Annotated in this window: 12 protein-coding genes; all 12 read right to left on the bottom strand. The window is 35.1% G+C overall.

Annotation, left to right across the window (positions count from 1 at the left end):
- Positions 1 to 176 precede the first annotated feature (176 nt).
- The 12 genes from NQ550_RS17390 to NQ550_RS17445 all read right to left on the bottom strand — a co-directional run bounded on the left by NQ550_RS17390 (position 177) and on the right by NQ550_RS17445 (position 15,900).
- On the bottom strand, positions 177 to 1,457 hold the full coding sequence (locus NQ550_RS17390; RefSeq protein WP_055058306.1) for an IS4 family transposase: 1,281 nt from the start codon (positions 1,455 to 1,457) through the stop codon (positions 177 to 179).
- 542 nt (positions 1,458 to 1,999) lie between these two features.
- Positions 2,000 to 3,154, bottom strand: a complete 1,155-nt coding sequence (locus NQ550_RS17395) for an O-antigen ligase family protein (protein ID WP_025577843.1) — start codon at positions 3,152 to 3,154, stop codon at positions 2,000 to 2,002.
- Between the two features lie 2 nt (positions 3,155 to 3,156).
- Positions 3,157 to 4,146: a glycosyltransferase family 2 protein gene (locus NQ550_RS17400; protein WP_025577841.1), complete on the bottom strand. Its 990-nt coding sequence runs from the start codon at positions 4,144 to 4,146 to the stop codon at positions 3,157 to 3,159.
- A gap of 6 nt (positions 4,147 to 4,152) precedes the next feature.
- Positions 4,153 to 5,565, bottom strand: coding sequence for an oligosaccharide flippase family protein (locus tag NQ550_RS17405; RefSeq protein ID WP_025577839.1), 1,413 nt, complete (start codon positions 5,563 to 5,565; stop codon positions 4,153 to 4,155).
- 23 nt (positions 5,566 to 5,588) lie between these two features.
- Complete coding sequence (locus NQ550_RS17410) at positions 5,589 to 6,752, bottom strand: polysaccharide pyruvyl transferase family protein (protein WP_025577837.1); 1,164 nt, start codon at positions 6,750 to 6,752, stop codon at positions 5,589 to 5,591.
- A 15-nt stretch (positions 6,753 to 6,767) separates the two neighbouring features.
- Positions 6,768 to 7,727, bottom strand: a complete 960-nt coding sequence (locus NQ550_RS17415; protein WP_025577836.1) for a glycosyltransferase family 2 protein — start codon at positions 7,725 to 7,727, stop codon at positions 6,768 to 6,770.
- A gap of 39 nt (positions 7,728 to 7,766) precedes the next feature.
- Positions 7,767 to 8,870 (bottom strand): glycosyltransferase, encoded by a 1,104-nt coding sequence (locus tag NQ550_RS17420; RefSeq protein WP_025577834.1) that lies wholly within the window; start codon positions 8,868 to 8,870, stop codon positions 7,767 to 7,769.
- Between the two features lie 13 nt (positions 8,871 to 8,883).
- Positions 8,884 to 9,849 (bottom strand): glycosyltransferase family 2 protein, encoded by a 966-nt coding sequence (locus NQ550_RS17425; protein WP_025577832.1) that lies wholly within the window; start codon positions 9,847 to 9,849, stop codon positions 8,884 to 8,886.
- Between the two features lie 43 nt (positions 9,850 to 9,892).
- Positions 9,893 to 12,940: a sugar transferase gene (locus NQ550_RS17430; protein WP_049947357.1), complete on the bottom strand. Its 3,048-nt coding sequence runs from the start codon at positions 12,938 to 12,940 to the stop codon at positions 9,893 to 9,895.
- Positions 12,941 to 12,997: 57 nt separating this feature from the next.
- On the bottom strand, positions 12,998 to 13,468 hold the full coding sequence (locus tag NQ550_RS17435) for a PglD-related sugar-binding protein (RefSeq protein WP_025577830.1): 471 nt from the start codon (positions 13,466 to 13,468) through the stop codon (positions 12,998 to 13,000).
- Positions 13,469 to 13,706: 238 nt separating this feature from the next.
- Positions 13,707 to 13,931 (bottom strand): PglD-related sugar-binding protein, encoded by a 225-nt coding sequence (locus tag NQ550_RS23095; RefSeq protein ID WP_025577828.1) that lies wholly within the window; start codon positions 13,929 to 13,931, stop codon positions 13,707 to 13,709.
- 7 nt (positions 13,932 to 13,938) lie between these two features.
- Entirely contained in the window at positions 13,939 to 15,900 is a 1,962-nt protein-coding gene (locus NQ550_RS17445; RefSeq protein WP_025577827.1) for a polysaccharide biosynthesis protein, read from the bottom strand.

Here is a 15,900-nt window from a genome sequence, read left to right on the forward strand (position 1 = left end):
GACCCCAATGTGGTCAACCTAGCGTCAACTTAGGGGCATATTAGCGAATAGCCTCCAATGCAAACTACAAAACAAATCGGTTTATGCTAGAAAACAGTTGCTGTTTTGTTGGAAACTAGAAGATTTATAAAAATGACCGCACTTAAATAAGCCTATTGATGAATGCTGGCTCTATTTTAAAAAGAAGCTTTTTTATTTCGAAAATGTGAACGTCCCTTGGATTTCAATTTCTTCCTTGGAAACGACCTGCCGGGCAGGAGCTGTGATCTGCAGCGTACAGCATCTGTATATAACTGTTCAATAATTGAAAGCTCAAACAGTCCGCAGAGTATTTTGGGAACAATACTTTTGATCCGTCCAATGATAAATGCACGATTGGCCTGATAACGGAACTTATTTGTGCTTTTGGCAGAAATCTGTATTTCCTCATCTGCTTCATTTTTTATAAGGGAGGCCAGATTCGATAAAAGCATATTTATATAAAATTCCTGCTGTATAGACACTGCAGTAGCACCGGAAAACTCTTCCATGGCAAAGCGGCTTTTTAGTTCTTTGTACTTAAGTTCTACAGGCCATCTGTAGAAGTAAAGTTCCCGGAACATATCTTTTGTAACAGCAGGATCAAACAGGTTTGTTGCAAGATATTCTTTTGTGCCATCATCAAGCGGAATCTCAAGGACACGTATAGGTACATCGGAAGTACCTTCTTTTGAAGTTCCCTGAAGAATGGAAATCATATCACCATTGCATTTTTTAGATAAATTGATTCCCTCTTTCAGTCTCATAACACAGAGATGCCCATGCTCTACACAGTAGCGGAACATATCTTCTGAATAATAACCTCTGTCAAAAATAATAATACTGTTGTTATATAGTCCCATATCTTCAAGAACTTTAAGATGTTCTAATGCAGCTGCTCGTTCAGAGGAAAGAAATTTATGGATAGATGCATGAAGGATATAATCATCCAGAACATCATAAATTATGGAAGCCAGTCCCATGGTATAACGTCGGTTTGGATCAGGATAGCTGGACATTTCACCAAAGAAATCAAAAGTTGATTTTGAATTCGGAAGTTCGATCCTGGAACCATCTACTGCAAAAAGATGATAACCCTGCCACAGCTTTCTTGAAGGGATCTGGCTGTAAAACAGATCAACAGAAAGATAATAAAGTTCCTTAAACAGTGAAGGATTAATGAACTGTCTGGCTTTGGAAAGTGCCTGTTTTGAAACATCCGGAAAAGAAAGTGTGCCAAGTTCTTCTCTGATCTGTGAAAGATTCTGGAACATGGAAGCTTTTGAAGAAAAGAACAGATAAATAATAACTTGCAAAAGTGAAAGTTTTCTTCGCCGTACAAAATGTTTTTCCACCCGATGGGGTTCCAGTTTAACTTGATCTGTGATATAATCTTTAATGGATTGGACGATATTTTTACAAATATTAGTTCGATTCATATGGCATACCTCCTACGTATTGGAATAGATAAATATTTCGCCGGTAACGTAATATTGCTTAATCTATAAACCACATATTTAGGAGGATATGTCAAGATATTTATATAAAAAAATCCAGAATATAAGCCCAGAATCGTTGAATTTTCAGCATTCTGGGCTTAAGTTGACCACATTGGGGTCAGACCCTGGAAGTTTCTTCAGATTCAAGGTGCCAATAACATGTAAATTTCCAGCCTGAGATGCTTTTAGGGCTATTTCGGGCTGGAAATTAAGGAAAATCCCTATTTTTCAAGGTTTTTTACAATCTGCCATTTTTTGAGTGTTACTTTTTCAGGAAGTTAAGGCTAATCACAACTAACACAATTGCCATAGCCCTAAGGTAATCAATCCACTTTTTTCTGTTGATTACCATATCATTGTCATTATGCGCTGATATCATACAAACACTCCATAATATTCTTTACAATCGCTACTGCAATTTTTCAAACTCCAGCAGATGTATTCTTATAATTTTTCTAATAAATTCTAATCAACTGAGTTCCTCATTCTAGCTGCTTATTTGCATATATAGCCAAACCAATCAGTATATTATATAGCATTACAAAAAAGGCATAACTAAAGTTATTCTCAGTATATCCCAAGATCATAAATGAAAAATATCCTGACAAACACACATAGTTATTTAACACTTTCCGTTTACTTAAACCATATATACGTGTAGCAATAAAAAGAGTAAAAATAATTAGACCAATAAGACCGAAACATAAAATAATATCAAGATAATTATTGTGCATCGAGTAAACTCGACCATTGTTCCAAAGTGATGTATATTGTTCTTTTCTCCACATCCCCGGTCCTATCACAAGTGTCTTAAAATCTGCTAATGCAGCATAAAAACGCCCCCATATTATTTCACGCCCAGAAAAATATGACTTACCTGTTGTATTTGCAATCCAATCCATGATTTGTTTCGGCATTGCTAAATACAATAGAGGTGCAATTGTACCCATAATTGATAGTCCACAGGTAATTATAAATAGTAATTTAGGTTTATTAAGTATTTCTCGTTTTAATAAGACAAATACTATCACAAAAACCAAAAATGCAACTTGTGCCGTTCGGCTTCTATACATAAACAATATATATAATAGCAATGCATTATAGAACATATAGCAATATTTTTTTCTCCGGTCCGGCACAAACAAATGGATGTATGAATTTATAATTATAGCAAAAAACAAATTCATAATTCCAATTGTGTTAGGATTCATTGTTGCCTGACCTGATGCTTCCCAATTCACAAAATAATTCGGGCTTTTTATTAAAGCAAGTACGTTGTAAATCAATCCAACTATGCTAATTAACTGATAGAAAGCTTTTGAGTATGATATGCTCGTAGTGTAATACATGCCAATTATCAATGTCAGAATAACATTGCATTGCCTAAGGCTTGTACCATTCAGCATACATACCATAAAAATAACGACTATAATTAAAGCCAAAGAAAGTACAACTTTTGCATCATCATTCTTTAAAGCATAAAATAACCCCCATATAATGAAAAACCAATTAAACAGAAAGAGTACATACAAAACATAATCAAACAATCCGATATTAAATAAAGGAGATGTATAAAACGCAGACAGCATGACATATAGTAGTAATAATATATTATTCTTTTTTATTTTTAACAACATAGCTAATCACCGCTCTTAAGCCTTCTATTATTTCTTTTTAGCATCGCCTTTGACATAATACTTGGTGAAATAAAATATAAAATACACGCAATTTTATTCTTAAATCTCCTTTCATACTTAAGAGGAATACCAATATTGCGACGTAACAATTTAACATATTTTTTGTATACTTCTTCATTATCATCAACAGAATTCGTTTTTACAAGCCCGTCAATAATGCTATGGTTGTATCCATACAAATGCAGTTCCCACTCATTTTTAACGCTATCAGAAAAAGAATCTATTATTTCTTTCTGTAATTCCATTGATTTAATTCCACATAAAAAACTCTTTAAATTGAAGGCTCGCATAGCGCTTTCTTGATTTGGAGTTTGGTGATACAAGGATTTCTTACAAACGGCAATCTCATTTGTGTATTTTAAGCATTCAATGTTAAATAACATTCCTTCCCCAAACCATATTGCTTCATTAAATCGAATTTGATTTTTATCTAAAAAAACTTTACTATAAATCTTATTCCAAACTGCTACAAATATATCTCCGTTGTATATGGATCCAGCTGCTATATTCTTATCTATAATAGTAAAATCATTACTGTCTATATTTGTTCTGCCGGAATCATAATAATAATTATAATTCATTCCAATTGAATGGTTCGATTCAACAATCATATTTACAAAAAATGATACATATGACGGATCAACCCAATCATCTCCATCGACAAACATAATGTAATCACCATTTGAATGATTAATTCCTACATTTCGAGCAGAGGATACGCCTCCATTTGTTTTGTGTATTGCCTTTATTCGTTTATCTCTCTGAGCTAAATCATCTATTAATTCAGGAGATCTATCTGGTGATCCATCATCAACTAAAATAATTTCTATATTATTATAATTCTGATTACATAATGACTCGACGCCCTTAACAATATATTTTTCAACATTATATATTGGCACGATGATACTAACCAAAGGTTCTTTTTTCACTATAGATTAACCCACCTTTCTTTTCACAAACTTGTTGATAATTCCTCTCAGAATAGTGGTCCAATAATTGGCATAAATAATCATAGCAATTACTAGAAGTATAATCTGGATTGTTATGCCAACATAATTATCAATAAACATTATTAGCGATGAACTTAGTAATAAAATAGTCCCCATGATGAATTCATTATTTTTAATATTAAAACGTATATACTTACGAGTATGAAAATATCTAAACAAGAATACAACAATATAACTAATACATGTAGCAATAGCAGCACCATATACTCGGAATTTTGGAATCAAAAGAAAATTCAAGCCAATGTTTACTACCGCTCCAATAGTTGCCGAAATTAAAAATCCTTTACTATCTTTATGAACATTATAAGTTGTTGACATAAACGTGCCTAACGTCAAATACACACAACCAATCACTAAAAAAGGTGTATATTTCCAGGCAACATAATATGATTTCTCTACATAAATACTTAGAAATGGCTTCATAATTGTAATCAGACCAATTCCCATTAGCATTGCTATTGAAATTAATGATTTAAAAACGCCATTATTATATTCACTCTCATCTTCGGCACCATTCTCCCTAATAGCGGAATATCCCCATGCTTGGTTAAAAATCCCTGTTAAAGTCGAAATGAGTGTTGGCAATTTATATGAAATTGCGTAAATACCATTAGCTGCACTTCCAACCATAGCTGTAACCATAACTCGATCTGATGAATTCATAATCCACCACATAAACGTATTAGGAATTAAAAAAGCCGAAAAGCTCACCATTTCTTTCATTTTCGCTGTGTTTATTCTTGTTTTTGTATATCCTTTAAAACTTTTTCCAACTACCGCCGCATACACTGCAGTTACAATATTTGCAAAAATAAATGCAGAAATGTATCCACGAACTCCCCAATCAAAAACAACCAAAAACAAAATGTTAAACAACGCTGATGTCAGAGTAAGAATTACACTTCCAATAGAATACTGAAGCAATAACTCTTTACCTCGTAAATCATACAAAAATACAGTACTAGCACCAATTGAAACATTATATATAAAAATATATATGCAGTACTCTCTAATAGGTGCAAACAAACTATACACAGGAATAAGTAATACGCCTAAAATGATAGAGATTTCAAAAATTCTAATACCAATCTTTGTAATTACCGCTCTATCGGCATCCTTATCCAGACTAAACCTCATTATTGCTTCAGAAATGTTTAAAATTAAGACCGGTGCAATCACTGCGCATAATGTGGTGATAAGATCTGCCACTCCATACTCTTCAGTTCGTAAAACACTTGTATAAAGAGGTACCAAGAAGAAGGCAATAAATTTTGATCCAAAATTGCCTATTGTAAATATCAGCGTATTTTTTGCCAAATATCTATTTCGTGATTCCACACACTTACCTCCTTATTCCCGTCTTACAAATTAATTTTTCCCTCAATTGCATCCAGTAGCAAACCAAGCGATTGCGTTCTTAAATCTTCTCTATATTCATTTACTCTCGTATAATCTATTCTCTTATGCAAATCCAAAGAGTCAATGTCATCTATTTTTACAAAGCGCTCTACTAACGCTTCATTACTTAATATGCTTATAAGACGTTCATCGTTTTTATACTGCCCATTATCCATATGAGTATTAAGTGTCAAAAATTCTTTATTAAAAATAATAGAGAATGCGGTACCGTGAAATGAATCTGTTATTATAAAATCCGAATAGTAAATATAATTCAGAAAATCTTTAGGCCCTGTATGCTGTAAGTCAACTTTAACACCATTACGGCTATATTTAACAATTCTAATCATATCCATTTGATTAGTAATCGTATATACCGGTAAGCCTAATTTTTCAGATACCTTTTTAGCTACTTGTATTCCTTCCATTTTTGTCCACATATTATACAAGAATATGTAGCGCTCATCCTTAATTCTATCTCCAAGTAACGAAGTATACATCTCTTTGTCCAATAATAATGTTGGATCCAAGGTATTATAAATCTTCATATTATAATTTAAAAATGAAGATAATTTCTCTACTCCGCTTTGTTCTCTAACCGAAATGAAATCATACTGCCTGAGCCATTTTTCAAGCCAATCTGCCGGAAATCTTTCATTCACCTGACCATCATTTACACTACAAGCATACGCAATCTTTTTACCATTAAAAGGAAATGGTAGAAAAAAAATAGGATCACAATCTACTATGTTTGTATTCCAAACTTGATCACTTCCCGTAATTATCACATCATACTTATCCGCAATGCCTCTGAAATCCGAGTCGTAAAAATACATTTCTTTACTCAAATGTAAATTTTCTTTTCTAAAACACAAAAACTTATCTCTTTGCATAGATACTTTTCTTTTAAAAGAAAGAATTCTTTTAAGCTTCCTTTTAAATCCTTTAGCATCTTTTAAGCTTGTTTCATATAAATGCCTTAGTTCTTTGGGTTCGTAATCAATAATTTCAGAATCATACCCATTCATCTTCAAGGTATTCTGTAAAGCCCATGCTTGTAGAACAGACCCATAATTTATGGCCTTGTGAAAAGTTAATATTCCAATCTTGGCAGTCTTCTTATCCATTCTTTCACCTTACTTCTAAACTTTTAATCGTTTTTTTAATAAACAACATACAAAATTAAATAGATGGACCGAGATAGTGTACATATGGTACATAATCTTATACGTTCCACCAAATATTTGTCTAACTTCCTTTGAGCCTAATATAACATTTGAGGCATTTGCATATGTAGGATTACTTGGCTCATACGGGCAGTAAATACAATATTGTAATGCATCAGCAAATAACTCTTCTCTCACAAGTTTAGCCGCTTCATAATTATGTTCTATCAAAAAATTATACTGTTCAAATCTCTGCTCGAATTCATCAGTAACATGCTTTTTAGTGATCGTATGCGTAATACTGTTATCTGATTGATAGTAATAATACAATTTTGTTTCCAATAAACAGATTTGCGAAGCTCTATCAATAACTTTATAAGTAGTCGCTAAATCTTCATAAACTCTACCTTCTGGATACTTAATATCATTAAACAAACTTCTCTTGTAAAACTTGTTCCATGAAAAGTTTCCAATATTAGGGTCGGATAAAAGCCCCATGGCCTCATCTTTGTTTAACAGACGAGATACACTTTCCACAACACTACATTTAATCTGTTCACCGTCTTTAAACTTAGTAAACCCAAACATAACAATATCCGCTTTGTTTTTCACTGCACAATCATGTACTTTTTCACATAATTCATAATCAATATAATCATCACTATCAACAAAAAGAATCCAATCACCAGTTGCATTAGATAATCCAACATTTCTTGCCTTAGATAATCCTCCATTCTTCTGGTGAATAACTTTGATTCTTGCATCATTTCTCATATATTCATCGCATATTTCAGGGCACCTATCCGGAGAACCATCTTCTACTAATATTATTTCCAGATTTGAATATGTTTGATTAATTATTGATTGTATGCAACGTGCTATAGTATCTTCCACTTTGTAAGCAGGCATAATAATACTTATCTTGTCTTTTCCCATAAAAATCCCCTCTTCATTTTTCTAATATACAATTTTTTATCATTCTAATGCATTAAAATACTTTGACATTTTTCCAACCTCTACATCAATATCAAAACATTTGGCTCTAAACCTTTCCTTTATAATAGAGTGTTCACATCTCACTTCTCCAATTGACTGTTCAATTGCATGACACCACTCCTCTACAGAGTTATCTAAACTAATTCTTATAACATTTGAATTAATAAGTCCTTCATCATTAATTGCATTTGTAGACGCAATAATAGGAATTCCATTTGCTTGAGCTTCTAATCCAACAATACTTAGCCCCTCAAATCTTGAAGGAAAAACAAACACATCAAATGCACTCAGCCAACCGCCAATATCTTTTTGCTCTCCTGCAAAGATTACATACTTTTCTAATCCCATTTGAGAAATCTCTCTAACAAGCATCTCCTTATCAGGACCGGAACCAATTAAAACCAATCTATATGATTCATCCTTTTGAATTAACTGATACATAATTACCAACAATTGACTTTGATTTTTTTGAAAATGCAGCCTTCCTATATGACCTATTACTTTGCATCCGTCTAAATCATATTCTTTACGAATATTTTCGCGCTTTAATTGATCAAATTCATACTTGTCAACATTTATAGCATTGTTTATAACTGTAGATGGGAGCTTATTTGGATAGAACCATTTTGCCGCACCGCTAGAACATGCCCAAAACTCTGTAGCTATTTTACCAATAAAATACTTATTCTTCGTGTGTAATATTTTCTGTAATAATCCACCCATATTACTTGAATTGTGGCTGTGAACAATAATATGTTTAATCCCAGATTTTCTAGCAATTTTTAAGAAATCCACATTCATCAATGAATTTAAATTTGCCCAAACTGCTACGTATTCTTTAGAATACGTCTTGAAAAAATCTTTTAGTTGTTTTTTATGTAAAAACATATTTTTACTTTTAGGAACAACATAGTACACATTTCCCTGTTTTTCAATCTCTTCCGAATAAGCAATCTTATTTTCTGACGGGCATAAAAAATCAAATTGTATACCTGTCATATTCTTGTTTAAACAGTAATTTATAAGAAAAGACTCTACACCACCTGGCGTACTAGTCATTCCAATAACTAGAATTTTTTTCATAGGTAATCTCCGATCATATGCATACCCATATTAGGAGAATCTTTCTGCTAACTGACATTTTCCAAAACAATAACTTCTTAAAATTTTGACGCACTATTTTTTTCATTTTGGCAAACTCACAAGTAAGATTCACGTCTGCCTTGTCATATCCGCATAGTTTCATTTTTCCTAATATTGTAAAATTTGCTCTTGCATAATTTATCTGTGAATACTCTGCAAGTTCAGGCCATTTCTTTTTTACATCTTTATGAATTCTCTCAAAGGCATCAATGTACTCTAAGTCTCTCTTAGATACGCTTTTTCTTGTTACACCTTCCTGGTTCTGAAAATAATTATATAATTTCTTATCAATTTTCACGACTTTCTCGCAATGAGTATAAAAATAATACGACGCCATCACATCTTCAGAAATCGTACCTTCAACAAATTTAAATTGATCTAGAACTTTTCTTTTAATTAGCTTAGTATAAATACCATAATTACTTTCCCCGCCATGTATTCTAAAAAAATTTTCAAGCGTTTGTGTTTGCGATTGCAAATAGACTGATACATTCTTTTCTCCGTCGGTAGGAATTTCCTTTCTTCCATCTGTTCGAGTTGTTTTACATTCAGCGATATCAGCTTCTGGATATTTCTTGATTGCGTTAATTAATGTTTCATACATATTTAACTGAATCCAATCATCGCTATCAACGAATCCAATCAATTCACCATTTGCAATTGCCAATCCAGCATTTCTTGCAGCACCCGCACCTGCGTTCTTTTGATGTATAACAACAACTCTATCATCCTTTGCTTTCCATTCATCGCACATGCTTGAAGATCTGTCTTTAGAACCGTCATCAATTAATATAACTTCTATGTTCTTGTATGTTTGATTTAAGACTGATTCCATACATCTTCCTAAATACTGCTCGACATTATACACAGGAATAATGATACTTATCTTAGGATCTGGACCTAATATTGATTTGTTCATAAATATGTTCGCTCCTATTCTAGAACATCAACTCTATCATCAATTATTTTTTCAAAGATGAAATCAAGTCAATTATCTCCATATACGAAGTTTTTCTATCAAACTTCATTTCCGCTAGCAGTCGTGCATTATTTCCGTATGATACGCGCATTTCTTCGGACGAGAACATCTTATTAATAGCGTTTGCCAATTCATTTGGGATCTCAGCCGGAACATTTATTCCAACAACATTATCATTTATTAATGTACAGCACTCTTTATTCTCTAATGTATTAATCATTGGTTTTCCTGCTGCAAGATAATCGCCAACCTTGTTTACAATACTTTGAGCAACACCTTTAGCAAACGAATTAATAGTAACATCAGATTTACTTAAATACGCAGCCATGGCAGGATGTGTGACATATCCAAGGAACTCAATATTATTGCAATTCAATTTTTTAGCTAATTCTTCGCATTCTACTCTCAACGGACCATCACCTAGGATTTTAAATTTAATTCTCTCATTATCTTTTATCTGACTTGCAGCTCTAACGACATTATCAATTGCATAACTATGACCAATTGAACCTGTATATATGACCCAAAACTCATTTTCTGGCTTAATAACTTTAGTAATATTGTTGGCAACTTCTTCATCAAAAGCATTAATATCGGTACCAACATATACTGTTCTATTAGGAATTGATCTTACATTATTTTTCCAAGCTCTAGATGTATACTCTTCAGATGTACCAACAACTCCATTAGCGTATGCATATGTTTTTTCAGCATCGAAATAATATGGCTTCGTTAGTATTTGGAACGGCTTGCTGAATAACGTTGACATAGCTTCAGGCCAAAGGTCTTCAATGTCAACTATAAACGGTACATTATGTTTTTTGCAAATTGCTCCCACAGTCTTTCCAATATTATTAGGTGGAATCGAACAATAAACGGCTTCATAATCCAGTATTCTTTTCTCCAATTCTTTCGAAACTTTTGCAGAAAACATAATATTGCTGACTTCTCTGCGAGGATCAATATTTTTCTTGTAAGATATGCAATCTATATAAATTACATTCAAATCTGTACTAATTGATTTATCTCTCTGTTTTTTCTCATGATGCTCATAGCTACTAGTATAAACATCTACATCATAACCATTATCTTTAAAAGTTCTAGCTATTGAATAAAAACGTGATGGACCTGCTTCTTCCGGCAGCCAAAAATACTGTGATGAGACAATTGCAATTTTCTTGTTTTTCATTTTCATATTTCCTTCTGTTTTCTGTATGCTTTCTTTTAAGGATGTGGTCTGATAAACAATGCCTTCATAAATACTCATTTCATGAGCATAAGTAGAATTTCCGAATGCTTTATTAACGAGCCCACCGATCTTACCAGGCACCTTGCCGCCAAGTAAGACAGCTGGCTTCATAATTCCACCAATCAATCTAACCTTTTTACCGGTTACTTCACCGATCTCTTTAACCATCTCACTGGTTTTAGTCCACTCACCATTCTGTGGAATAAGAACAATTGCATTCTCCTTAACTTCCTTAACCATCATAATCTGGCAAAGAAACTCACATAGATTATCTATATGAAGCATGCTACGTTCATTATCTACATTTGGAAATACAGGAAGTTTCTTTGCAAACTTGGCTAAAGTAGGATAATTACCTTTGCTGCCCTTTCCGTAAATCATAGGTGGTCTCAAAACAAAAACATGGAACGAATCATCTGCTAATTCTCGTACCGCTGCATCTGCTTGTAGTTTAGAATCACCATAGAAATTTGCAGCAAAAGGAACAGTGTGTTCATCTACAACCTTGCTCTTACCATAAGGAGCAGAATCTCCATATACAATCATAGATGACATGAATACGAAATTTTTCACTCCTTCAGCTTTTGCCTTTTCACAAACTTCTACTGCAAGATCAGTATTAACTGCGTAGTATTTTGCTTTTGTGGCCTCATCCACGTTTCCAACATCTGCATGAGCGATTCCAGCAACATGATAGATAATATCGTAGGATGAAAAATTCTTCTCTCTCCACGATCCATCAATCATATCTACCGCATCTACTTTGAGTGCTGGATAATGCTCTGTTGCATAAGTTTGGAATGCTTCTCCAATATAAGAACCTGCGCCTGTAATAAGAACTTTCTTCTCAGTTTCTATATCTACTTCAACTGGCTCACCAAAGCCAATGTGGCCAATCAACTCTTCAGAAGTCATTCCGTCTGTATAGTGACGACCAACAGTCTGCTTTTTCATCTCGCCAGTTCCTCCTTCGACAACAGAATTATCGCCACCGAAAACATGTAAACTTCCTAAGAATACCTTAGCATCCATAAGGGGACCCATCTTCTGAGCGTACTCGCCATCAAGTTTAGCCTTCACCGGAATCTCAATTTCATCACGTCCATTAATCTGTGCCCATCCGGTCAGACCTGGTTTGATGTCATTAGCGCCATATTTATCTCTCTCAGCTGTCAGAAAGTCCTGATTCCAAAGACCTGGACGCGGACCAATCACAGACATATTACCAATGAAGATATCCCAAATTTGAGGAAGCTCATCTAAACTGTGTGCTCTGATAAACTTGCCAACCTTTGTTATGTACTGTTCCGGATTTTCCAACATATGTGTTGGCTTATCGTGTGGTGTGCACATTTTCATACTTCTAAACTTATGCAATTTGAAATATCTCTTGTTTTCTCCCACTCGCTTCTGTGTGAACAGAACAGGACCTGGATCATCAATTTTGATAGCTATTGAAATTCCTAATAATAATGGACTCAGAACTACAAGTCCGCCAAAAGATAGAACTACATCAATTCCTCTCTTAACATACTTTTCATATACACCCGCCTTATGACCAGTTACACCCACTGCTTCAAGATGCCCCCTCATACCATCGGCATTTTCTTTATCATTTTCATCCTCAACAAAGATTACCTTTTTGCCCTCCATTGGATTCTTCTGATCTGGCTCATTTTTATACTGACTATTATCTTTTTTTACTTTAGCCACAACAGCTGTAGTTACAAATGCGGTTCCAAGTGTCGCTGCAACAATTCCAACAACTTTTTTCCAGCTCATAATCCTTAAACTCTCCTTAAAAGAAACTTTACTAAACTATTTCTTTTTTCATCTAATCTATTTAAATACTGTGCAGCTCTGAACTTTTGTACTTTCTGGTACTTTAGCTCCCACTGCCACAACGGCGTTACAATCAATCTGACAAAACTTACCGACAACTGCATTATGGTTAACAACAGCACCGGCACAAATGAAGCTACCATCATTAACAACAGCATTTGAGTTAACAACTGTATTCGCTTCAATCACACAACCAGTGCCAATAACAGCACTCACACTAACACAAGCCGTGGGGTGAATAAGCGTAACCAAGTTCTTCATTCTTCTTAATATCTTCTGTTTGATTTCTGGATTACCAATAGCCACAATTGAGCCATCGTACTCTCCCTCAATTTTCTCAAGATTCTCAACCTTCCCCACTGCAAGTGGGCTGTTGTCATCTAGAAAATCAACTTTATATCCTTGAGCTTCTGCCATTTCTCTAACCAATAGACCATAGCCTCCAGCTCCAACTATTAATAGTTTCATTTTTCTTTTGCACTCCTCAACAAAGCAATTATGCCCCTATCAAACATCCGATAGTGTTGCCTATCACATCGTCTGTTTCAAATAGCCCTCTACTAAAAACAAACGCTTATAATGCCCCCTGCCATAATGGTTGAATGTACATTCACAATTGCTTTAGGCTCAATAATAACTCCTTCCTGTATTTCGCAAGTTCTACTAACATAAGCGGATGGATGTATCAGAACAGGTATAGTAAATCCTATCTCTTTGATTTTTCTAATAACTGTTCTCTTAATTTGTTATTGCCAATACCTATAAAGGCATCTGCATATTCTTCTTTAAAATTTTCTAAATCAGAAATTCTTTCAATAGCTTTCTCACTATTATCGTATATCCACAATCCTCTGTGACTTCTGAAACAACCTGTCCATGACCGCCCGCACCGATTATTAAAAGTTTTCTTTTCATAAACATTCCCTATCATTTTTCTTTTACGCCGGATGATACGTAGCCACAACCTTCTGTACTCTCTCCTTCACATCATCCTTATTCTTATAAGCCGCCTCCAGCAACCCATCCAGTTCTTCCAAAAACTCCTCCACATCAAACGGAATCGGGCACCCAATATGTATCAGATCATTCTTCGTCTTCTTCAACCCTTCCTCCGCCATCAGTTTCTCCTCATACAGCTTCTCTCCAGGTCTCAATCCGCTATAAACAATCTTAATATCCACATCCGGCTTATACCCCGACAACCTGATCAGATTCCTAGCCAACGTATCAATCTTCACCGGCTCGCCCATATCCAGCACGAATATCTCTCCGCCCTTCGCATAGGTTCCTGCCAGCAGCACCAGACTCACCGCCTCCGGAATCGTCATAAAATACCTGATAATATCTGGATGTGTAACCGTAACCGGTCCACCTGCCTCAATCTGTTTCTTAAAGAGCGGAATAACCGATCCGTTACTTCCTAACACATTTCCAAACCGGACTGCCACGAATTCCGTCTGGGCGTTCTTTAATCCTTCTGCCACTTTCGGATCCACGATCACGTCATCCATACCATGAGTGAAGAGCTGCGGAATCTCATTCGCTTTTCCTTCTTTAATCTTATAGTCAAAAGCCTGAATGATCATTTCACACAAACGCTTGGATGCTCCCATAATGTTGGTTGGGTTTACCGCTTTATCTGTGCTGATCAGCACAAATCTCTTACATCCATGTGCCATCGCTGCATATGCAGTCTTATAAGTTCCCATCGCATTATTTTTAATTGCTTCACATGGACTGTCTTCCATAAGAGGTACATGCTTATGCGCCGCTGCGTGATATACGATCTCCGGTCTGTATTCATCGAATACTTTGAATATCTTTCTGCTGTCACGAACGGATCCAATAATCGTATCCAGTTTCAGATCCGGATATTTCTTCCGTAATTCCTGCTGAATGTCATACGCGTTGTTTTCATAAATATCGAACAAAATCAGATGTTTCGGATTGTGTGCCGCGATCTGTCTTGCAAGCTCAGATCCGATAGAACCAACACCTGTAACCAGAACCACTTTTCCTGTGATATACCGGAATACTTCATCCATATCCGTCTTAATCGGATCTCTTCCAAGCAAGTCTTCAATCTGAACAGGTTTCATCTTGCTTACGGATACTTCACCGGTATAAAGCTGATACATTCCCGGAAGGTTCATCAGTTCGCAACCTGTCTCATTGCAGATTCTGAGGATTTCTCTTTTATCCTCCGGTTTTGCGCTTGGAATGGCGACATAAATTTTCTCAATTCCAAACTTCGCTACCGCTTCCATGATATTCTCTCTACCGCCGAATACCGGAACATCATCTATGTATCTGCCCCATTTATTTGGATTATCATCAATGAAGCAGTAAACTCTCTCACTTGTCTCTTTGGCATGTTTAATATCGCGAAAGATCATCTGACCTGCACTTCCTGCGCCGATCAGCATGACTCTCTTCTCATATGCTGCGTCTGTATTTCTCTTTCCCCTAATCAGCAGGATAAAGCGGTATGCAAACCGGATTCCCAGTGTCAGACAGAACTGAATGATAATACCGAACGCATAATAGGAAATCGGCATTCTGTGTATACATGCATTCACTACAATTAAATGAACGACTCCTGTAAATACCGTTCCCATAATCACACGGATCAGTTCTGCATAACTTGCGAAACGCCAGATACTCTTATAAAGACGCAGAAACCAGAATACCACTACGCAGAATATTGCATAAATCCATGCTGTGTGAAAATATGTCTGCAGATAGTCTTTCTGGATTCCGCCAAATTTACAGTCAAACCGAATCCACAGTGCTGCAAAATATGACACCAGAATCGCTGTAAAGTCATATACCATCAATAACAGGGATACGATTTCCCAGTGTTCCAGTTTTTTCTTCATCTTTGTCATACTGTTACTCAT

Source organism: Blautia wexlerae DSM 19850 (assembly GCF_025148125.1).
Classification (GTDB): Bacteria; Bacillota; Clostridia; order Lachnospirales; family Lachnospiraceae; genus Blautia_A; species Blautia_A wexlerae.

What these genes read in the sequence shown, in the direction of transcription:
- NQ550_RS17390 (WP_055058306.1), bottom strand. Translation starts at nt 1,457, where the DNA reads ATGAATCGAACTAATATTTGTAAAAATATCGTCCAATCCATTAAAGAT.
- NQ550_RS17395 (WP_025577843.1), bottom strand. Translation starts at nt 3,154, where the DNA reads ATGTTGTTAAAAATAAAAAAGAATAATATATTATTACTACTATATGTC.
- NQ550_RS17410 (WP_025577837.1), bottom strand. Translation starts at nt 6,752, where the DNA reads ATGGATAAGAAGACTGCCAAGATTGGAATATTAACTTTTCACAAGGCC.
- NQ550_RS17415 (WP_025577836.1), bottom strand. Translation starts at nt 7,727, where the DNA reads ATGGGAAAAGACAAGATAAGTATTATTATGCCTGCTTACAAAGTGGAA.
- NQ550_RS17420 (WP_025577834.1), bottom strand. Translation starts at nt 8,870, where the DNA reads ATGAAAAAAATTCTAGTTATTGGAATGACTAGTACGCCAGGTGGTGTA.
- NQ550_RS17425 (WP_025577832.1), bottom strand. Translation starts at nt 9,849, where the DNA reads ATGAACAAATCAATATTAGGTCCAGATCCTAAGATAAGTATCATTATT.
- NQ550_RS17430 (WP_049947357.1), bottom strand. Translation starts at nt 12,940, where the DNA reads ATGAGCTGGAAAAAAGTTGTTGGAATTGTTGCAGCGACACTTGGAACC.
- NQ550_RS17435 (WP_025577830.1), bottom strand. Translation starts at nt 13,468, where the DNA reads ATGAAACTATTAATAGTTGGAGCTGGAGGCTATGGTCTATTGGTTAGA.
- NQ550_RS23095 (WP_025577828.1), bottom strand. Translation starts at nt 13,931, where the DNA reads ATGATAGGGAATGTTTATGAAAAGAAAACTTTTAATAATCGGTGCGGG.
- NQ550_RS17445 (WP_025577827.1), bottom strand. Translation starts at nt 15,900, where the DNA reads ATGAGTAACAGTATGACAAAGATGAAGAAAAAACTGGAACACTGGGAA.